The sequence below is a fragment of the Caulobacter zeae genome (genome assembly GCF_002858925.1).
In the GTDB taxonomy this organism is placed as follows: Bacteria; Pseudomonadota; Alphaproteobacteria; order Caulobacterales; family Caulobacteraceae; genus Caulobacter; species Caulobacter zeae.
This window is the reverse complement of the sequence record NZ_PJRS01000023.1, coordinates 14,673-31,583: the sequence shown is the minus strand read 5'-3', so window position 1 is coordinate 31,583 and position 16,911 is coordinate 14,673. Positions and strand designations below refer to the sequence as shown.

Here is a 16,911-nt window from a genome sequence, read left to right as displayed (position 1 = left end):
GAAACGGGGTCGGCGACGGTTCCGGCTTCCGCCGGTTGGTCGCGCCCCCGCTGTCCCTTAGGCCTGAGAGATTCCGGCCTCTGCTTAAGAGAAGCCTTGCTCCTTCGGCGAGCCGCCCTTTCGGGAGGCTTCTTTCCAGCGTTCCTAAACCCGCGCGGTCCTTTTGCCTGAGCGTTTCCGGGGCGGTTGCGCCTTCGGCCTCGGGATCGAATCCCGATGTCTCCCGCGAGGGTCAGGGGCTCAATGAGCGACGGTCGGCGGCGAGTCAAGCGCGGCCGACGTCAGGTTGTCGGAGGACCCGGCGACGCCTGGATTCAGGGCGGACCATCTACCCTTGATCGTCATCCCGGGCGGAGGCGCGAACGCGCCGCAGACCCGGGCCCCAGGGTCGACTGCATTGCGCCGGTCCCTGCGTCCCGGCTCTCCGCTACGCTGCGGCCGGGATGACGAAGCTTGGGGATCGAGGTGTGAAGGGGCTCGCGCCCCTCAGCCCTTCTTCACCGCGCCGCCCTGGCCGATGAAACCGATGATCAGGAACTGCAGCACGCTGCCCATCTCCACGCCGAGCAAGGCGATGCTGAGGCAGAGCTGCGGGCTGACGACGGGCCTTGCGATTTCGGGCGGGCCGCTGATGAAACTCCAGGTGAAGAAGGCGCAGACGATGATCGCGCCGATGACCGGGCCCAGGAAGGCCAGGTTGGCGCGCGCGCCCAGCCGCCGCCGCCCGATCAGCAGCAGGATGGCGCAACCGAGCGCCTCGATGGCCGACCCGAGATAGTTCCAGAACGAGCCGAGCGGCGTCTGGGGCAGCGCCGAGACGCACAGCATGGTCAGCACGATCGCCAGGCAGCCGATCGTCCAGTAGCGGCGAACGCCGATGGGGCCTTCCTTCACTTGAAGGCGATCAGGCGTGCGGCATGGCCGCGCGCACCTGGGCGCGCAGCACGTCGATGGGGGCCAGGCCCGCGTCGGTCTTGAAGTGCCAGTAGGTCCAGCCGTTGCAGGCCGGGGCCGACTGCACCATGGCGCCGATCTTGTGGATCGAGCCGGTCAGGTCGCCCACCGCGATCGAGCCGTCGGGGCGCACCTTGGCCGCGTGGGCGCCCTTGGCGCAGTACAGCGTGTCGCCCGGATGCAGCAGGCCGTTCTCGACGATGGCGCCGAACGGCACGCGCGGCTCGGCGCGCTTGGAGCCGGTCATCTCCAGGTCCTGCGGCGCGATCGGCGTCACCTGGGCGATGCGGGTCTTGGCGTGCTCGATATATTCGGCCTCGCGCTCGATGCCGACGAACTTGCGGCCCAGGCGCTTGGCGGCCGCGCCGGTGGTGCCCACGCCGAAGAACGGATCCAGGATCACGTCGCCCGGCTTGGTGGTCGACAGGATCACCCGGTAGAGCAGGGCTTCGGGCTTCTGGGTCGGGTGGGCTTTCGCGCCATCGGCGCCTTTGATGCGCTCCTCGCCGGTGCACAGCGGGATGGTCCAGTCCGAGCGCATCTGCACTTCGTCATTGGCCATCTTCAGGGCGTCGTAGTTGAAGGTGTAGCGCTTGGCGTTCTGGCTCTTGGAGGCCCAGATCAGGGTCTCGTGGGCGTTGGCGAAGCGGGTGCCCTTGAAGTTGGGCATCGGGTTGGTCTTGCGCCAGATGACGTCGTTGAGGATCCAGAAACCCAGGTCCTGCACCGCCACGCCGACGCGGAAGATGTTGTGATAGCTGCCGATCACCCAGATCGCGCCGTCGTCCTTGAGCACGCGGCGGGCGGCCTTCAGCCACTCGCGGGTGAACTTGTCGTAGGCCGCGAAGCTCTCGAACTGGTCCCAGTGGTCGTCGACCGCGTCGACCTTGGAATTGTCCGGACGCAGCAGGTCGCCGCCGAGTTGAAGGTTGTACGGAGGGTCGGCGAAGATCAGGTCGACCGACTTTTCGGGCAAGGCGTTCATCGCCTCGATGCAGTCGCCCTGAATGATGGTTTCCGGCCCGAACGACATGTCCGCTTCCTTGCAAAACACCCAACGGAATCATGGAGTCCCGTGGTTACCCGGGAATGAACGGTCATGGTTAGCCACTGGTTAATCGCGATTCGAAAAGTGGTTAATCGTGGTTGATGTTCTGTAAATGTTCTCTATCGTGGACTCGACCGGGACGCGAAGGGCTCGGGCGCTGCGGGAACGTTGGGGAGCGTGAGGGGGCATGGCGCTGATCCGCGGGTTCATCGCGTCCAGCCTCGACGGCCGCGTCGCCGACGCCGGCGGCGGGGTCGAGTGGCTGGCGCCGTTCCGAAAGGTGGATCCCGGCTACGGCGCCTTCATCGACCTGGTGGGCACTGTCGTCATGGGCCGCGCGACCTACGACCAGATCCCCAGCTTGGGCATGGGCTGGCCCTATGCCGGCAAGCGCGGCTTCGTCGTCACCTCGCGGCGGGGCGATCCGGTGCAGCGCGGGGTGCGGTTCTGGCGCGAGGGGCTGCCGGCCCTGGTCGACCGCCTGCGCGATCTCGACGACGGCGACGCCTGGGTGGTGGGCGGGGCCGGACTTCTGGCCGCCTTCGCCGAGCAGGGGGCGCTCGACCGCCTGTCGCTGCTGATCGCCCCGGTGCTGCTGGGCGAGGGCCCGCCGCTGTTTCCCGCCCGCGCCGGACCGCCCAGGGGCCTCGTCCTGCGCGGGACGGCCGCCCTGGCCATGGGCGTGGTGCGGCTGGACTACGAGCTTCTGCCGATCAAGGCGGGACGGGGAAGGGGCCGGGCGGCGGGGGTGTCGGGCGACGGGGCTGAAGCGTGAGCCCCCGCCCCTCACGCGTACGCCGCCCACGCCCTCCAGGTGAAGGCCGCGTAGAACAGGGTGACGTGGGTGAAGCCGGCCTCGTGCAGTATGGCCTCGTCCTCTTCCGGCGCGAGCATGTTGACGCTGGCCGACACCGCGTCGCGGGCGCCCCTGGCCTGGACGGGATCGAAGCCCGAGGCGACGGCGAAGGCGGCGTAGCGGTCGAGCCAGGCGTCGCGCTGGCCGGGATCCTGCGGAAAGCTGCCGTGGGCGGCGACGAAGGGCGCGCCGGGCTTCAGGCGTCTGCGGACCTCCTGCTCGGTGCGCAGACGCTCGTCGTGACCCAGGAAGTGCAGGGTCAGAAGGCAGGTCGCGGCGTCGAACTCGCTGTCGGCCACGTCCTCGACATAGCCCTCTACCAGAGTCACGCGGTCGTTCAGCGGCCCCAGCAGGCGCTCGGCCCCGCGCAGCATCTCGCCCGCCGGATCGACGCCGACGAAGGTCCAGCCTGGGTGCATCTCGGCCAGCGCCTTCAGCTCCAGCCCGCCGCCGGCCCCGACCACCAGCACTCGGGCGTTCTCCGGCGCGCGCTCGGCCAGCATCACCCCGCACATCCGGTGCAGGTCGCGGAAGCCCGGTACGAAGCGCGGCGGTCCCTCGGCGTAGCGGGCCACCGCCGCCGGGTCGGAGAAGGCGGCCAGGAAGTGCTTGGATCCGTCTTCGATGCGCATGGGCAGGGCTCCGCCGTCTTCGACGCCCGCCGGTCGGTCGTCAATCATGTAACTTTATATGTTGCGAGAATCGCGGGGCTGCAAGAGGGGGCTGTTCGGCCTTAGGGTGGAGGCAATCAACAAGGAGGGAGCGCCATGAGCCTCTCGGGCAAGACGCTGTTCATCACCGGGGCCAGCCGGGGCATCGGCCTTTCCATCGCGCTGCGGGCCGCGCGCGACGGGGCCAACATCGTGGTCGCGGCCAAGACCGCCGACCCGCACCCCAAGCTGCCGGGCACCATCTACACCGCCGCCGACGAGATCGCCGCGGCCGGCGGGCAGGCCCTGCCGCTGGTGGTCGACGTTCGCGACGAGGCCAGCGTGCAGTCGGCCGTCGACCAGGCGGTCGAGCGGTTCGGCGGCATCGACATCCTGGTAAACAACGCCTCGGCCATCTCGCTGACCGGCACGCTGTCGACCGACATGAAGCGCTACGACCTGATGCACCAGGTCAATACGCGCGGCACGTTCCTGACGTCGAAGGCCTGCATCCCGCACCTGAAGAAGTCGGCCAATCCGCATGTGCTGATGCTGTCGCCGCCGCTCGACATGAGCCCGCGGTGGTTCGGCGGCCACGTGGCCTACACCATGGCCAAGTTCGGCATGTCGATGTGCGTGCTGGGCATGGCGGAGGAGTTCAGGAGCGATGGGATCGCCTTCAACGCCCTGTGGCCGCGCACCGGCATCGCCACCGCCGCCATCCAGTTCGCCCTGACCGGCGAGGAGGGCCTGCGCCACTGCCGCACGCCCGAGATCATGGCCGACGCCGCCCACGCGATCTTCGGCAAGCCGTCGCGCGAGTTCACCGGCCAGTTCCTGATCGACGACACGTTCCTCTACGGCGAGGGCGTGCGCGAGTTCGACAAGTACCGCGTCGACCCCACCGCCAGCCTGATGCCCGACTTCTTCGTGCCCGAAGACAGCGTCCCGCCGCCGGGGGTGGTGATCGGTTGAACCGTTTCTCCACCCGTAAAATCCCCGCGAAAGGGGGATCGGGCGGAAGAGATAGCCAGCGCTTTAGCCCCTCACCCTCCCACGCCTGCGGCGCGGGCCCCTCCCTCTCCCTCTGGGAGAGGTTTCACCTGGCCTTCTTCCGACCCGCCACCGCCAGCGCCCTGTGGGCCCATTCCACCAGCAGGTCGGGGTCGTCCATGGCTTCGGCCGGGGCGCTCCAGTAGGCCATGGGCTTGCCCTCGCCGAAGGGGTCGAAGGCGTGGCTTCCAGCGGCCTCGAACCGGGGTTTGAGCTCGGCGTCGCCTTTCAGGTAGAGGGTGTCGTCGTCGAGGATCGCGAAGAACAGGCCATTGGCGTAGATCCCGACGCCGCCGAACATCCGCTTGGGCTTCAGCGCTCCCAGGGGCGCCAGCTGCTCGAGCACGAACTCCAGGAAGTCATCCGAAACCGCCATGCCCGTCACCGTCCGTCCCGCCGCGCCCGAAGACGCGGCCCTGATCCTGTCGTTCATCCGCGACCTGGCGGAGTACGAGAAGCTGCTGCACGAGGTGGAGGCCACGCAAGCCCACATCGAGGCGGCGCTGTTTGGCGATGCGCCCAAGGCCTTCTGCGACATAGCCGAGATCGACGGCGAGCCGGTGGGCCTGGCCCTGTGGTTCTACAACTACTCCACCTTCGTCGGCCGCCACGGGATCTATCTGGAGGACCTGTTCGTGCGGCCGGCCGCGCGCGGCGCAGGCGCGGGCAAGGCGCTGCTGGCCAACCTCGCCCGCCGCTGCGTGGCCGAGAACCTGGGCCGGCTGGAATGGGCCGTGCTGGACTGGAACGCTCCGTCGATCGCCTTCTATGACAGCCTGGGCGCGGCGGCGATGGACGAGTGGACCGTGCGGCGGATGACCGGGGATGCGCTGGCGAAGCTGGCGGGGGCCTGAGGCCTACTCCAGCCGATCCGCCTTCCTCAGCGCCGGGAACAGCCAGGCCCACAGGCCGGTGACGGCGATGGCGCCCAGGCCGCCGAACACCACGCCCCGCACCGGGCCGAGCAGCCAGGCGACCGCGCCGCTCTCGACTTCGCCCAGCTCGTTGGAGGCGCTGATGAACACGCCCGAGACGGCCGAGACGCGGCCGCGCATGGCGTCGGGGGTGACCAGTTGCACCAGGGTCTGGCGCACATAGACCGACAGCATGTCGGCCCCGCCCAGCACCGCCAGCGCCGCCACCGACAGCCACACCAGGTTGGACAGGCCGAAGACTACGGTGGCCGCGCCGAACACCGCCACGCCGGCGAACATGATCCGGCCGGCGTGGCGGCGGATCGGGTTGCTGGCCAGGTAGATCGCCACGAGGGTCGCGCCGATGGCCGGCGAGGCGCGCAGCAGGCCAAAGCCGCTGGGCCCGATGTTCAGAACGTCGCGGGCGAAGACGGGCAGCAGGGCCGTGGCCCCGCCCAGGATCACCGCGAACAGGTCCAGAGAGATCGAGCCGAAGACGATCTTGTTGTTCCACACATAGGCCAGCCCCTCCTTGATCAGTTCCAGGCGCGAGCCCGGCTGGGCCTCGGGCGTGGTCGACTTCTTGATGGCCGCCAGCAGGACCTGGCCGACGATGTAGAGCGCCGCCGCCCCGCCGAAGGCCAGGCCCGCCGAATGCGTCAGCAGAAGCCCGCCCAGGGCTGGTCCGGCGATCGAGGCCCCCTGCCAGGCCAGCGAGTTCCAGGCGATGGCGCGCGGCAGCAGCGGGCGCGGCACCAGCATCGGCCCCATGGCGCTGACCGCTGGCGACATGAAGGCCCGGCTGGCCCCGAAGAACACCGCCATGGTGAAAATCGGCCACAGGGCGTGGATGCCCCGCACGGCCATGAACAGCAGCACCAGCACGCTGAGCGTGTCGACGCCCAAGGTGATCATGGCGATGTGCTTGCGGCTGCGGCGGTCGGCGGTCTCGCCGGCGATCAGGGTCAGCAGGAACAGCGGCACGAACTGCGCCAGGCCGATCATGCTGACCATGAAGGCCGACTCGCCGATCGACATGGTCTGGCGGGCGATGGCGTAGACCTGCCAGCCCAGCGCCACGGCCTGGATCTGCACGCCCAGGGTGCCCGTGAACCGCGCCCCCCAGAACAGCAGGTAGTCGCGCTGGCGAAGCAGGGCGCGGGTCGAGGTGTCGGGATCGGCGGGGAGGGCGGAGGGGTCTGACATTTCGGCGCGGACCCTGCTCCTTGAGACGAAGCGTCGCAATCGCGTTTGTCTCATAAGCACGTCGATTTCGTTGACGTGGGGGTCATAGCGCCCTATGCCGCGCGCCTCTGCCACGGGGAGAGCGCCGCCGATGCGACGCCAACGACGAACCTGCGCCGCGCGGACCACCGTTCGCGCCTAACGCACCCCCGGGAACGGCGGCCGTCGCGGCCGCGTCACGCGCCGGGGATAAATCCCCCGTTCGCACCCGGATCCTCGTCGCCTCATGACCGCTTCTTCCGCCGCCCTCGTTCCGCAAGACGCCCCCTCGATCGAGCTCGAGGCCCCGCAGCACGCCGCCGCAGTCGAGGCGCTGGTCGACCGCGCCTTCGGGCCCGGCCGCTTCGCCAAGTCGTCCGAGCGGCTGCGCGAGAGCAACCATAAGCTCGACGCCTGCTCGTTCGTCGCCCTGCGCGGCGACCAGGTGATCGGCAGCGTGCGGCTGTGGCCGGTGACCATCGGCGGCAAGCCCGCCGCCTTCCTGGGCCCGCTGGCAGTGGATTCCGAGCGGCGCAGCGCGGGCCTGGGCCAGGCCCTGGTCGAGGCCGCCTGTCAGGCCGCGACGCAGGCCGGCTGGAACGCCGTGCTGCTGGTCGGCGACGCGCCTTACTTCGCCCGCATCGGCTTTTCCGCCGCGCCAGCCGCCAAGGTCGTGATGCCCGGCCCCGCCGACCAGCGCCGGGTGCTGCTCAAGGCCTTGGTCCCCGGCGGCGACGAAGGCTTCGAAGGGCGCGTGGCGGCTTCCTAGGGCTTCACGCTTGGCGTCAGGGGCGAAAACCTCGTCCCCCGGGTCGCGCCGCTGGCGCGGCCCGCCCGGGGCAGGCTTCGACAGGCTCAGGATGAGGTTTTTCTGCTGCCCGAGTCCTTACATGATCCTCATCCTGAGCTTGTCGAGGGACGAGGATCACGCACCGAAGCAGCATGTGAGACCATCCCCAGGCTTCGCTTGAGCCTGGGGCGCGCATGACCTAACTGAGGTCCATGCCCTCAGACACAGCCAGCTCCGGACTCGACGGCGTCGCCCAGGCCGCCAAGGCGGCCGGTGATGGGGCCGGCGGCGGCAAGGGCCTGCCGCCGGTGCACCTGTGGAACCCGCCCCACTGCGGCGACATCGACATCCGCATCGCCAGGGACGGGGTCTGGTTCCACGAGGGAACGCCGATCGGCCGCGAGGCCTTGGTGCGCCTGTTCTCGACCATCCTGCGGCGCGACCCCGACGGCTTCCATTTGGTCACCCCGGTGGAGAAGATGAGGATCACGGTCGAGGACGCGCCGTTCATCGCCGTGCGCGTCGACCGCGACGGCGAGGCCCTGCGTTTCCTGACCAATGTCGGCGACGAGGTCGTGGCCGGCCCCGACCACGCCATCCGCGTCGAGGAGGACCCCACGAGCGGCGAGCCGCGGCCCTATCTGCACGTGCGCCGGGGCCTGGAGGCGCTGATCGCCCGGCCGGTGTTCTACGAGCTGGTCGAGATGGCTGCCGAGCGCGACACCCCGGAGGGCCCGCGCTTCGGCGTGGCCTCGAACGGCGCTTGGTTCGCCGTGGGGCCTGTTGCGAGTGATCGGGCATGATCCCCCAGTGCAACGCCGCCGCCCGCCGGGACTTCATCAAGAGCCGGCTCGACCCGATCGAGGCCTACGACCCCAGCCTGAAGAACGACTGGCGCTCGGACTTCGACCTCAATCCGGGGATGAAGATCGACAATCCCCACGCCCTGCGGCCGGCCGCCGTGCTGATCGGCCTGGTGCAGCGGCCAGAGAGCCTGAACGTCATCCTCACCAGGCGCTCGGACACCCTGCGCAGCCACACCGGCCAGATCGCCTTTCCCGGCGGCCGCTGCGATCCGGGCGAGACGCCGTGGGGCACGGCCCTGCGCGAGGCCAACGAGGAGGTGGGCCTTGATCCCCGCTTCGTCGAGGTGGCCGGCCTGATCCAGGGCTACGCCACGGTGACCGGCTTCCACGTGACGCCGGTGGTCGGGTTCGTCGACCCGGCCTGCGAGCTGGTCGCCAATCCCGACGAGGTGGCCGACGTCTTCGAGACGCCGTTCGACTTTCTGATGGACCCCGCCAACCACCAGCGCCAGCACCGCGACACGCCCACCGGCCGGCGGTTCTTCTACGCCATGCCGTGGAACGAGCGGTTCATCTGGGGCGCGACGGCGGGGATGCTGCGGGCGCTGTACGAGCGGCTGCACCCCGAGAGCGTCGCGGTCGAGGCCTAAGATTCCGACAGTTGGGGACGAGCGCGTTTCCGCTCTTGGCGCGAGCGTCCATTCCCTGAAATAGTCGTTTGAAAGCAGGACGTACCGCCCGCGCCAACGGGCCGCGGCCTGCCGTTGCGTAAAGGGGGACGTCGCGTGGAAACCCAGACCATCGGCCAGCCGCCATGGATGGCATGGCCCGAGACCAAGGCGGTGATCGCCGCCCTGGAGGCCAAGGGCCGTCCGGGCTGCGCCCGCTTTGTCGGCGGCTGCGTGCGCAACACGCTGATGAACAAGCCGGTCGACGACATCGACATCGCCACCACGCTTACGCCCGACCAGGTGATCGAGGCGCTGGGCGAGGCGGGGCTGAAGGCCATCCCCACCGGAGTCGACCACGGCACGGTCACGGCCGTCTCCGGCAAGATCCCGTTCGAGATCACCACCCTGCGTCGCGACGTCTCCACCGACGGCCGCCGGGCGGTGGTGGCCTTCACCCATGCCTGGGAAGAGGACGCCCAGCGCCGCGACTTCCGCTTCAACGCCCTCTATGTCGACGGCGAGGGCCGGCTCTACGACCCCACCGGCCACGGGGTGCAGGACGCCAGGGACGGCAAGGTGGTGTTCGTCGGCGAGCCGATGACCCGCATCCGCGAGGACTACCTGCGCATCCTGCGCTTCTTCCGCTTCCAGGCCTGGTACGGCAAGGGCGAGCCCGACGCCAAGGCCCTGGCCGCCTGCAAGGCGCTCAAGGGCCTGGTCTCTGGCCGCGCCGCCGAGCGCACCCAGAAGGAGATCCTCAAGCTGCTGGCGGCCGAGGATCCGCGTCCGGCCCTGCGGCTGATGGCGGCCACCGGCGTGCTGGGCGCCATCCTGCCGTTCGTCAAGTCGCTGGCCCGCCTCGACGGCCTGGTCGCCATCGAGACCGAGCAATTGTTCGAGAACGACGTCGAGCTGCGCCTGGCCGCCCTGATCCCCGACGACGCCGTGCTGGCCCGCGAGCTGGCCGAGCGGCTGCGGCTTTCCAACGCCCTGAAGGAGCGGCTGATCGAGGCGGTCGGCACCTCGCCGCGCATCGTCTCGTGGATGAGCCCGCGCGAGGCCCGGCGGGCCGTCTATGCCCTAAGCCTGCGCACCTTCACCGACCGGGTGAAGCTGGCCTGGGCCGGCTCGACCCGGCCGGCCACCACCTCGCAGTGGCGCGCCTTGCTGGCCCTGGCCGAGAACTGGGATCCGCCGAGCTTCCCGATGACCGGCGAGGAAGTCATGCGCGCCGGCGTGCCCAAGGGCCCGCTGGTCGGCGAGGTGATGCGCGAGGTCGAGATCTGGTGGATCGACCAGGACTTCATCGAGGACAAGCTGTCGGTGATCGAGCGCCTGAAGGCGGTGGTCCAGGGCATGGCGGTTTGAGGCGCATGATGCTGGCGGCGGCGCTCGCGGTCCTGGCGGCGCCGTCCGTGGTCGAGGCGCGCGCGGCCTCGTCGGAAACGGTTCGCGCCGACGCGGCTGCGGCCCGCGCCGCCAGCCGCGCGATCCGGCACCGCGACACGTGGCCCTTCGCGACGCTCGACCAGGTCGCGGCCCTGGGCCAGTTCTGGACCTCCAACAGCCTCTACGCCCTCCGGGACGCGGGCGGCGAGCGCCGCTGGGTGATCCGGCGGGCGTTCGGCGACCTGGCGGGGAACAAGGGCCTTGTCTGGGCCGACTCCCGCACCTGCCCGGCCGTGAAGGCGGCGCTGGAGGCGATGGAGGCCCTGCCGCCGGTCCGCCCCGAGGCGCCCGGCGTGGGCGTGGAGGACATCAAGCCGCCGCCCCTGGACGGGATCGCTCACAGCTTCTGGAACCAGGGCGCGCGAACCGGAGCGAAAGGCGCGGCTGTCGCGATCACGATCGATGGCGACATGGACTCGCCCGTGGCCGGATGGTGGTCGCAGGCCGCGGCGAGCCTCAAGGGGTGCTGGAAGGGCGACGAGCCGGCCTGATCCCGCTCTGGCGGCTTGCCCGGCGGCGGCAACTCGTCCAACTGTCGTGGAAGCTGAGCGCTTCGCTTTCCCGGGCGCGAGTTGGGGGCCGCGAGTATGGCGCTGGTGTTTCGTCCGAACCGCATCATGGCGCTGTCGGTGCTGGCCCTGCTGGTGCTGGGCGGGGCGACGATCCTGGCGGCGCGCAGCTACGAGCAGCGCCTGGACAGCGTGCGCCACACCGTCGACGTCCAGCGCAAGCTGATGGTCGTGCTGTCGGACTTGCAGGACGCCGAGACCGGCCAGCGCGGCTATCTGCTGACCGGCAAGGATATCTACCTTTCGCCCTACCGCGCCGCCCGCGACCAGGTGGCCATCGATGTCGCCGAGCTGGAGAAGCTGGTGGCCGACAATCCCGAACAGGTGCGGGCCGTCGACGCGCTGCGGCCGCTGATGCGGACCAAGTTCGAGGAGCTGGACGCCACCGTCGCCCTGCGCCGCCAGGGCCGCGACAGCGAGGCGCTGGACATCATCCGCCGCGACCAGGGCCTGCGCACCATGGACGAGCTGCGCTCGCAGCTGGCCGGCATGTCGGCGCGCGAGACGGTGCTGCTGCGCGAGCGCATCGCCGCCAGCCGCCGGCTGAGCTACGGCCTGTTCGCCAGCCTGGCGGTGCTGGTGGGGGCGGCCTTCGCGGTGGTGCTGCTGTGGCTGGGCCATGCCCGCCGCGACGCGCGGGCGCTGGAGCGCGCGCACCTGGCCGAGGTCGACGCCAACGCCCGCCTGCGCCAGGAGGCGGCCGAGCGCGAGAGCGCCGAGGGCCAGGTCCGCCAACTGCAGAAGATGGAGGCCGTCGGCCAGCTGACCGGGGGCATCGCGCACGACTTCAACAACATGCTGGCGGTGATCATCGGCAATATCGAGCTGGCCCGCCGCCATAGCGACGACGCCGTCCGCCTGGACCGCCGGCTGCTGGCCGCCCAGGACGCCTCGGTGCGCGCCGCCACCCTGACCAAGCGCCTCCTGGCCTTCTCGCGCCGCCAGGCGCTGGAGCCGCGCTCGATCGACGTCAACGGCCTGGTCGCGGGCATGTCCGACATGTTGCTGCGCACCCTGGGCGAGACGATCCGCATTGAGACGGTGCTGGCCGGCGGCCTGTGGCGCACCTTCGCCGATCCGGCCCAGGTCGAGAGCGCGGTGCTGAACCTGGTGGTCAACGCCCGCGACGCCATGCCGGAAGGCGGCCGCCTGACCATCGAGACGGCCAACACCTATCTCGACGACGACTACGCCGCCCTGCATCCCGAGGCGGTCGCCGGCCAGTACGTGATGGTCAGCGTCACCGACACCGGCCACGGCATGTCGCCGGACGTGGCGGCCCAGGCCTTCGAGCCGTTCTTCACCACCAAGGGTCCGGGCCTGGGCACGGGCCTTGGCCTGTCGCAGATCTACGGCTTCGCCAAGCAGACCGGCGGCCACGCCCGCATCTATTCAGAGCCCGGCGCCGGAACCAGCGTGAAGCTGTACCTGCCGCGCGACTACGCCGTGGGCCGGGCCGAGCCGGTCGAGGCCCTGGCGGCCGAGCCCGCGCCCGGCTCGCCCGATCGCCTGATCGTCGTGGTCGAGGACGAGGACAGCCTGCGCCGCGTCAGCGTCGAGAGCCTGCGATCGCTGGGCTACACCGTCCGCCACGCGCCCGACGGCGAGACGGCCCTGCGGCTGATCGAGGAGCTGGGCTCGGTCGACCTGCTGTTCACCGACATCGTCATGCCGGGCATGACCGGCCGGCAGCTGGCCGACGCCGCCGCCCTGCTGCGGCCCGACCTGAAGGTGCTCTACACCACCGGCTATACCCGCAACGCCGTGGTCCACAACGGCGTGGTCGACCCGGGCGTGGCCCTGCTGCCCAAGCCGTTCACGGTGGAGCAGCTGGCCGCCAAGGTGGCCCAGGCGCTGCACTGAGGGTCTGCGCGGAGCGCTGAACGGATCGCCCCTCCGCCCGTTGTCTCCCAGAGCCAAGCTTGGGGGAGGGCGCGAAGGGTGACGTTGCAGCAGGGACTGTCCTTCGCGTTGGTGGGCGCCACGGTGCTTTGCTTCGTCTGGGGCCGCTGGCGCTACGACCTGATCGCCGTCGGGGCCCTGGCCGTCGGCGTGGTGTCGGGCCTGATCCCGGTGAAGAGCGCCTTCGACGGCTTTTCCAACGACATCGTCATCATCATCGCCAGCGCCCTGGTGCTGAGCGCGGCGGTGTCGCGGTCGGGGATCGTCGACACCCTGATGGCCCCGCTGCTGCCGCGGTTGAAGACCGCGCGCAGCCAGGCGCCGGTGATGGCGGCGATCACCGCGGTGCTGTCGATGGCCACCAAGAACGTCGGGGCCCTGGCCCTGATGATGCCCTCGGCCCTGCGCATGGCCAGGAACACCGGCGTGCCGCCGTCGCGGATCCTGATGCCGATGTCGTTCGGCTCGCTGGTCGGCGGGCTGGCGGTGCTGGTCGGCACCTCGCCCAACATCATCGTCTCCGAAGTGCGCCAGGAAGCGCTGGGCAAGCCCTTCGCCATGTTCGACTTCATGCCGGTGGGCGCGGCCCTGACGGTGATGGCCATCGCCTATCTGTCCTTCGCCTACCGCCTGCTGCCGGCCGGACGCGAGGCGGCGGTCGATATCGACGCGGCCCTGGCGGCCAACGCCTATGTCACCGAGGTCGAGATCCCCGACGACTGGAGCTTCGAGCAGAACCGGGTCGGCGACCTGAAACGCGCCGCCGAGGACGCCGTGGCGGTGGTGGCCATACTGCGCGGCCGCGAGCGGATCGCCTCGCCGCACGTCAACCGCAAGATCCTGCCCGGCGACGTGCTGCTGCTCGAGGGCCAGCAGCAGGCGCTGAACGAGCTGATCCTCAAGGCCCGCCTGCGCCTGTCCGACGCCAAGCGGCCGGTGGTGATGGACGAGCCGACCGACGAGGTGCGGGTGGTCGAGGCGGTGATCGGCGCGCAGAGCGACCTGATCGGCAAGACCGCCAAGGGCCTGGCCCTGAACGAAACCTACGGCGTCAACCTCTTGGGGGTCAGTCGGTCGGGCTATCGCCTGGCGGGGCGGCTGGCGACCATCCGCATGAAGGCCGGCGACATCCTCGTGCTGCAGGGAAGCGAGCAGCAGCTGCCCGGCGCGCTTCAGGCCCTGGGCTGCCTGCCGCTGGCCGAGCGCGAGGTGCGGCTGGGCGGGGTGCGCCATGCGATCCTGCCCGCCGCCATCCTGGCCGGGGCCATGGTGCTGGTGGCGCTGGGCGTGCTGCCGGTGGCGGCCGGCTTCTTTGCCGCCGCCGTGCTGGTGGTGGCCACCGGCGCCCTGCGCATGCGCGAGGCCTATGCCTCGCTGGAGGGGCCGGTGCTGGTGCTGGTGGCCGCGATGATCCCGGTCAGCGACACCATCCAGAAGAGCGGCGGCACCGACCTGATCGCCGCCTGGCTGTCGGGGGCCTTCGACGGCATGCCGCCGCTGCTGACCCTGACGGCGATGATGGCCGTGGCGATGCTGGCCACGCCCTTCCTCAACAACGCCGCCACCGTGCTGATCGTCGCCCCCATCGGGCTTGGCCTGGCCGAGCGGCTGGGCCTCAGCCCCGACCCGTTCCTGATGGCCGTGGCGGTGGGGGCCGGCTGCGACTTCCTCACCCCCGTCGGCCACCAGTGCAACACCCTGGTGCTGGGGCCGGGCGGCTACCGGTTCGGCGACTACGCCCGCCTGGGCGCGCCGTTGTCGCTGCTGATCCTGCTGACGGCGCCGGCCCTGATCGCGCTGGTCTGGCCCCTGGCCGGGCGTTGACGGTTGGGGAAGGCTTGCCGCGCCGCGAAACCTGCCCTCATAGTCAGCCCACCGCGAGGGCTGACGGGGAGCGTCATGGCGACGGGCACTGTGCTGTGGTTCGACACCGCCAAGGGCTTTGGCGCCATCGCGCCCGACGGCGACGACGGATCCGAGATCCGCGTCAGCGCCGCCGCGGTCGAGCGGGCGGGCCTGCCGCCGCTCGAGGATGGCCAGATCATCGCCTACGAGCTGGAACGCGACCCGTTCAGCGGCCAGATGGTGGCCGGCAAGCTTAGGGGCTGAGCTTTCACGTCTTCATCCCGGCCGGAGGCTCGCGCAGCGGGCCGTAGAGCCGGGACCCAGGGGCCGCCGCATCGAGCCGGCCGTCGCCGGGCGGCGAACCCACACGTGGAGCCTAGTCCGCCTAGGGCCCGGATAAGCGCTGCGCGCTTTCCGGGATGGCGGTGGATGGGGTGGTGAGTGTCAGCGCAGCTCGAAATAGGCCGTGCCGTCGCCCTCGGTGTGGGCGACGATGGCGATCAGGTGCTCGGTCCCGTCGTCGAGGGTCAGGCGGGCGTCGCCGGCCCGGAAGGCCTGGCGCATGGCCTCGGGCTCGCCCGTCAGGCTGCCCTTGCCGATGCGGCGACCGCCGGGGGCGGCCGAGACCTGCAACGAGAATGCGATCGCCTGGCTTTCGCGGGCGATGGTCAGGGCGCCTTGGCCCGTACGCGGAACGGCTGAACTTTTACGCATGGCACGATAACGCGTAGCTTGGCCTTTTGCTCCCGCCGCCAGAAAAAGATCCGGGGGAGGGCGGATGTGAAAAAGAAAAACAGGCCGCCCCGACACCCGGCTCTTCCCTGAAGAAATGAAATCGCTTGTGTTGTTATCCACAGGCAGGCATTATGAGCCCATCGAATATCGACACGGTTCGGCCGCTCTCCACGCTTGTTCTTAGGATCGAGCGCCCGAGTCCATCCAAAACCTCACCGACAATTTGATCGTGCGGACCATCTTGGCCGTGCGGCTGCTCCTGTTTGCAAGGATATCTCCCATGACCACCGGCACCGTGAAGTGGTTCAACTCCACCAAGGGCTTCGGCTTCATCCAGCCCGACGACGGCGGCGCGGACGTGTTCGTCCACATCTCGGCCGTCGAGCGCTCGAGCCTCGGCTCGCTGAACGAAGGCCAGAAGATCGCCTTCGAGCTGGAGCGCGACCAGCGCAGCGGCAAGATGTCGGCCGGCCAGCTCCAGGCCGCCTGATCCCATACGCCGTCTCGCCCGCGGGATCCTCCCGCGGGCGTTCTCGAAAGGATCTCGATGAGCTCACCGCAAAACGTCGGCCACGCCGAGCGTCTCCAGACCGCCGCACGGGCCAAGGCGGCCCTGCTGGCCAAGTTCAAGCCGAAGGAGACCGTCACCGATCCCCACTTCGAAGACCGCGCCGCCCTGCGCGCGGCCGAACTCGCCGCCGTCCGCAAGGAACGCTCGGCCGCACGGGCCCTCGTCCGTGCCGGGAACATCGGGCGCCAGGAGGCCCTGATCGAAGAAGCACTTGCAGCAAAGCGTGGGGCGCGTAAGGAACGCAAGGCGCTCACCAACGCTGAAGCCAAGGCGAAGCGCGACGCCCGCTACGCCGCGCGCAAGGCCCGGGCCTGACGCGCGGACCTTCTGTTCAGGGGAACCGCCAATGGCCCGCAAGCCGAACTACAATTTCGAACGCCAGGAACGCGAGCGCCTGAAGGCGGCCAAGGCCGCGGAGAAAGCCGCAGAGAAGGCCGCCGAACGCGCCGCCAAGCGGGCGGAGTCCGGCGAGGACGCCCAGGGCGAAGGCGAGCCCTCGACCTGAAACCCGCAGACCCCTGCTCCGGCGCGGGACCCGGTTACTTCTTTTCCGGGTTCCGGACCGACGGGCCTTCCATCTTGGAGGTGTCGGTGTTGATCGGCGGCAGGTTGGCCGGGCGGCCGGTCAGGTTCTCGATCGGATAGACCTTGGCGCACTTGAGCCACTTGCCGGCCCAGGCTGCGTCCTGGCGCGCGTCGCACCTCGCCTTCGGCCAGACCCACAGGTAGTGGTAGCCGAACACGCCGACGATGCTGGCGATGAAGATGCCCACGAAGATGATCTTCAGGCGGTTGATGGCGCGGTTCATGGCGGCGTCTTAAGCACCAGGCGCGCTATGTGGCTAGCCCCATTTCGCAGGCCCGGTTTCCATCG

At 69.9% G+C, this 16,911-nt stretch carries 21 protein-coding genes and 1 riboswitch; of the genes, 14 read left to right on the top strand and 7 right to left on the bottom strand.

Annotated elements, in window-relative coordinates; translation table 11 throughout:
• Positions 1 to 145 precede the first annotated feature (145 nt).
• Positions 146 to 236, bottom strand: a riboswitch (glycine riboswitch).
• A gap of 250 nt (positions 237 to 486) precedes the next feature.
• Positions 487 to 894 (bottom strand): hypothetical protein, encoded by a 408-nt coding sequence (locus SGCZBJ_RS13515; RefSeq protein WP_101718528.1) that lies wholly within the window; start codon positions 892 to 894, stop codon positions 487 to 489.
• Between the two features lie 10 nt (positions 895 to 904).
• Positions 905 to 1,987: a site-specific DNA-methyltransferase gene (locus tag SGCZBJ_RS13510; RefSeq protein WP_101718527.1), complete on the bottom strand. Its 1,083-nt coding sequence runs from the start codon at positions 1,985 to 1,987 to the stop codon at positions 905 to 907.
• 202 nt (positions 1,988 to 2,189) lie between these two features.
• Here SGCZBJ_RS13510 and SGCZBJ_RS13505 point away from each other — a divergent pair, with 202 nt between their 5' ends.
• Positions 2,190 to 2,777 carry a dihydrofolate reductase family protein gene (locus tag SGCZBJ_RS13505; protein ID WP_101718526.1) on the top strand — a complete coding sequence of 196 codons (588 nt, stop codon included), beginning with the start codon at positions 2,190 to 2,192 and terminating at the stop codon, positions 2,775 to 2,777.
• A gap of 11 nt (positions 2,778 to 2,788) precedes the next feature.
• Here SGCZBJ_RS13505 and SGCZBJ_RS13500 read toward each other — a convergent pair whose 3' ends face one another.
• Positions 2,789 to 3,490 carry a class I SAM-dependent methyltransferase gene (locus SGCZBJ_RS13500; protein ID WP_101718525.1) on the bottom strand — a complete coding sequence of 234 codons (702 nt, stop codon included), beginning with the start codon at positions 3,488 to 3,490 and terminating at the stop codon, positions 2,789 to 2,791.
• Between the two features lie 135 nt (positions 3,491 to 3,625).
• Here SGCZBJ_RS13500 and SGCZBJ_RS13495 point away from each other — a divergent pair, with 135 nt between their 5' ends.
• On the top strand, positions 3,626 to 4,483 hold the full coding sequence (locus tag SGCZBJ_RS13495; RefSeq protein WP_101718524.1) for an SDR family oxidoreductase: 858 nt from the start codon (positions 3,626 to 3,628) through the stop codon (positions 4,481 to 4,483).
• A 124-nt stretch (positions 4,484 to 4,607) separates the two neighbouring features.
• On the opposite strand, the gene SGCZBJ_RS26115 is transcribed toward SGCZBJ_RS13495, so the two are convergent.
• Positions 4,608 to 4,937, bottom strand: coding sequence for a TfoX/Sxy family protein (locus SGCZBJ_RS26115; protein WP_420808161.1), 330 nt, complete (start codon positions 4,935 to 4,937; stop codon positions 4,608 to 4,610).
• Here SGCZBJ_RS26115 and SGCZBJ_RS13485 point away from each other — a divergent pair.
• Complete coding sequence (locus SGCZBJ_RS13485) at positions 4,936 to 5,415, top strand: GNAT family N-acetyltransferase (protein WP_101718523.1); 480 nt, start codon at positions 4,936 to 4,938, stop codon at positions 5,413 to 5,415. The two genes, SGCZBJ_RS26115 and SGCZBJ_RS13485, sit on opposite strands and share 2 nt — an antisense overlap.
• Before the next feature lie 3 nt (positions 5,416 to 5,418).
• Here SGCZBJ_RS13485 and SGCZBJ_RS13480 read toward each other — a convergent pair whose 3' ends face one another.
• Complete coding sequence (locus SGCZBJ_RS13480; RefSeq protein ID WP_101718522.1) at positions 5,419 to 6,681, bottom strand: MFS transporter; 1,263 nt, start codon at positions 6,679 to 6,681, stop codon at positions 5,419 to 5,421.
• Positions 6,682 to 6,946: 265 nt separating this feature from the next.
• Between SGCZBJ_RS13480 and SGCZBJ_RS13475 the strand changes: the two genes are divergently transcribed.
• The 8 genes from SGCZBJ_RS13475 to SGCZBJ_RS13440 all read left to right on the top strand — a co-directional run bounded on the left by SGCZBJ_RS13475 (position 6,947) and on the right by SGCZBJ_RS13440 (position 14,995).
• Positions 6,947 to 7,468: a GNAT family N-acetyltransferase gene (locus SGCZBJ_RS13475; protein WP_101718521.1), complete on the top strand. Its 522-nt coding sequence runs from the start codon at positions 6,947 to 6,949 to the stop codon at positions 7,466 to 7,468.
• Positions 7,469 to 7,701: 233 nt separating this feature from the next.
• Positions 7,702 to 8,292 carry a DUF1285 domain-containing protein gene (locus tag SGCZBJ_RS13470; protein WP_101718520.1) on the top strand — a complete coding sequence of 197 codons (591 nt, stop codon included), beginning with the start codon at positions 7,702 to 7,704 and terminating at the stop codon, positions 8,290 to 8,292.
• Positions 8,289 to 8,945 carry a CoA pyrophosphatase gene (locus SGCZBJ_RS13465; RefSeq protein ID WP_101718519.1) on the top strand — a complete coding sequence of 219 codons (657 nt, stop codon included), beginning with the start codon at positions 8,289 to 8,291 and terminating at the stop codon, positions 8,943 to 8,945. The genes SGCZBJ_RS13470 and SGCZBJ_RS13465 overlap by 4 nt, the downstream gene beginning before the upstream one ends.
• Positions 8,946 to 9,113: 168 nt before the next feature.
• Positions 9,114 to 10,334, top strand: a complete 1,221-nt coding sequence (locus SGCZBJ_RS13460) for a CCA tRNA nucleotidyltransferase (protein WP_101718676.1) — start codon at positions 9,114 to 9,116, stop codon at positions 10,332 to 10,334.
• Positions 10,331 to 10,906, top strand: a complete 576-nt coding sequence (locus tag SGCZBJ_RS13455; protein ID WP_133149261.1) for a hypothetical protein — start codon at positions 10,331 to 10,333, stop codon at positions 10,904 to 10,906. Before SGCZBJ_RS13460 ends, SGCZBJ_RS13455 begins: the two co-directional genes overlap by 4 nt.
• Before the next feature lie 96 nt (positions 10,907 to 11,002).
• The gene (locus SGCZBJ_RS13450) at positions 11,003 to 12,847 is read left to right on the top strand and encodes a CHASE3 domain-containing protein (RefSeq protein WP_101718517.1); all 1,845 of its coding nucleotides are present in this window, start codon (positions 11,003 to 11,005) and stop codon (positions 12,845 to 12,847) included.
• A 78-nt stretch (positions 12,848 to 12,925) separates the two neighbouring features.
• Positions 12,926 to 14,710, top strand: coding sequence for an SLC13 family permease (locus tag SGCZBJ_RS13445; protein ID WP_101718516.1), 1,785 nt, complete (start codon positions 12,926 to 12,928; stop codon positions 14,708 to 14,710).
• Positions 14,711 to 14,785: 75 nt separating this feature from the next.
• The gene (locus tag SGCZBJ_RS13440; RefSeq protein ID WP_101718515.1) at positions 14,786 to 14,995 is read left to right on the top strand and encodes a cold-shock protein; all 210 of its coding nucleotides are present in this window, start codon (positions 14,786 to 14,788) and stop codon (positions 14,993 to 14,995) included.
• Positions 14,996 to 15,175: 180 nt separating this feature from the next.
• Here the strand turns inward: SGCZBJ_RS13440 and SGCZBJ_RS13435 are convergent, their stop codons facing one another.
• Positions 15,176 to 15,445, bottom strand: a complete 270-nt coding sequence (locus SGCZBJ_RS13435; protein ID WP_101718514.1) for a hypothetical protein — start codon at positions 15,443 to 15,445, stop codon at positions 15,176 to 15,178.
• Between the two features lie 301 nt (positions 15,446 to 15,746).
• Between SGCZBJ_RS13435 and SGCZBJ_RS13430 the strand changes: the two genes are divergently transcribed.
• Genes SGCZBJ_RS13430 through SGCZBJ_RS25660 form a run of 3 tightly spaced genes read left to right on the top strand, consistent with a single transcriptional unit; the run spans position 15,747 to position 16,542 of the window.
• Entirely contained in the window at positions 15,747 to 15,956 is a 210-nt protein-coding gene (locus SGCZBJ_RS13430) for a cold-shock protein (protein ID WP_101718513.1), read from the top strand.
• A 57-nt stretch (positions 15,957 to 16,013) separates the two neighbouring features.
• On the top strand, positions 16,014 to 16,352 hold the full coding sequence (locus SGCZBJ_RS13425; protein ID WP_101718512.1) for a DUF6481 family protein: 339 nt from the start codon (positions 16,014 to 16,016) through the stop codon (positions 16,350 to 16,352).
• Positions 16,353 to 16,383: 31 nt separating this feature from the next.
• Positions 16,384 to 16,542 carry a hypothetical protein gene (locus SGCZBJ_RS25660; protein ID WP_165799321.1) on the top strand — a complete coding sequence of 53 codons (159 nt, stop codon included), beginning with the start codon at positions 16,384 to 16,386 and terminating at the stop codon, positions 16,540 to 16,542.
• A 34-nt stretch (positions 16,543 to 16,576) separates the two neighbouring features.
• Here SGCZBJ_RS25660 and SGCZBJ_RS13420 read toward each other — a convergent pair whose 3' ends face one another.
• Positions 16,577 to 16,846, bottom strand: coding sequence for a hypothetical protein (locus tag SGCZBJ_RS13420; protein WP_101718511.1), 270 nt, complete (start codon positions 16,844 to 16,846; stop codon positions 16,577 to 16,579).
• Positions 16,847 to 16,911 lie beyond the last annotated feature (65 nt).

Coding starts and splice junctions, on each gene's coding strand:
- SGCZBJ_RS13510 (WP_101718527.1), bottom strand. CDS start 1,987: ATGTCGTTCGGGCCGGAAACCATCATTCAGGGCGACTGCATCGAGGCG.
- SGCZBJ_RS13505 (WP_101718526.1), top strand. CDS start 2,190: ATGGCGCTGATCCGCGGGTTCATCGCGTCCAGCCTCGACGGCCGCGTC.
- SGCZBJ_RS13500 (WP_101718525.1), bottom strand. CDS start 3,490: ATGCGCATCGAAGACGGATCCAAGCACTTCCTGGCCGCCTTCTCCGAC.
- SGCZBJ_RS13495 (WP_101718524.1), top strand. CDS start 3,626: ATGAGCCTCTCGGGCAAGACGCTGTTCATCACCGGGGCCAGCCGGGGC.
- SGCZBJ_RS13485 (WP_101718523.1), top strand. CDS start 4,936: ATGCCCGTCACCGTCCGTCCCGCCGCGCCCGAAGACGCGGCCCTGATC.
- SGCZBJ_RS26115 (WP_420808161.1), bottom strand. CDS start 4,937: ATGGCGGTTTCGGATGACTTCCTGGAGTTCGTGCTCGAGCAGCTGGCG.
- SGCZBJ_RS13480 (WP_101718522.1), bottom strand. CDS start 6,681: ATGTCAGACCCCTCCGCCCTCCCCGCCGATCCCGACACCTCGACCCGC.
- SGCZBJ_RS13475 (WP_101718521.1), top strand. CDS start 6,947: ATGACCGCTTCTTCCGCCGCCCTCGTTCCGCAAGACGCCCCCTCGATC.
- SGCZBJ_RS13470 (WP_101718520.1), top strand. CDS start 7,702: ATGCCCTCAGACACAGCCAGCTCCGGACTCGACGGCGTCGCCCAGGCC.
- SGCZBJ_RS13465 (WP_101718519.1), top strand. CDS start 8,289: ATGATCCCCCAGTGCAACGCCGCCGCCCGCCGGGACTTCATCAAGAGC.
- SGCZBJ_RS13460 (WP_101718676.1), top strand. CDS start 9,114: ATGGCATGGCCCGAGACCAAGGCGGTGATCGCCGCCCTGGAGGCCAAG.
- SGCZBJ_RS13450 (WP_101718517.1), top strand. CDS start 11,003: ATGGCGCTGGTGTTTCGTCCGAACCGCATCATGGCGCTGTCGGTGCTG.
- SGCZBJ_RS13440 (WP_101718515.1), top strand. CDS start 14,786: ATGGCGACGGGCACTGTGCTGTGGTTCGACACCGCCAAGGGCTTTGGC.
- SGCZBJ_RS13435 (WP_101718514.1), bottom strand. CDS start 15,445: ATGCGTAAAAGTTCAGCCGTTCCGCGTACGGGCCAAGGCGCCCTGACC.
- SGCZBJ_RS13430 (WP_101718513.1), top strand. CDS start 15,747: ATGACCACCGGCACCGTGAAGTGGTTCAACTCCACCAAGGGCTTCGGC.
- SGCZBJ_RS13425 (WP_101718512.1), top strand. CDS start 16,014: ATGAGCTCACCGCAAAACGTCGGCCACGCCGAGCGTCTCCAGACCGCC.
- SGCZBJ_RS25660 (WP_165799321.1), top strand. CDS start 16,384: ATGGCCCGCAAGCCGAACTACAATTTCGAACGCCAGGAACGCGAGCGC.
- SGCZBJ_RS13420 (WP_101718511.1), bottom strand. CDS start 16,846: ATGAACCGCGCCATCAACCGCCTGAAGATCATCTTCGTGGGCATCTTC.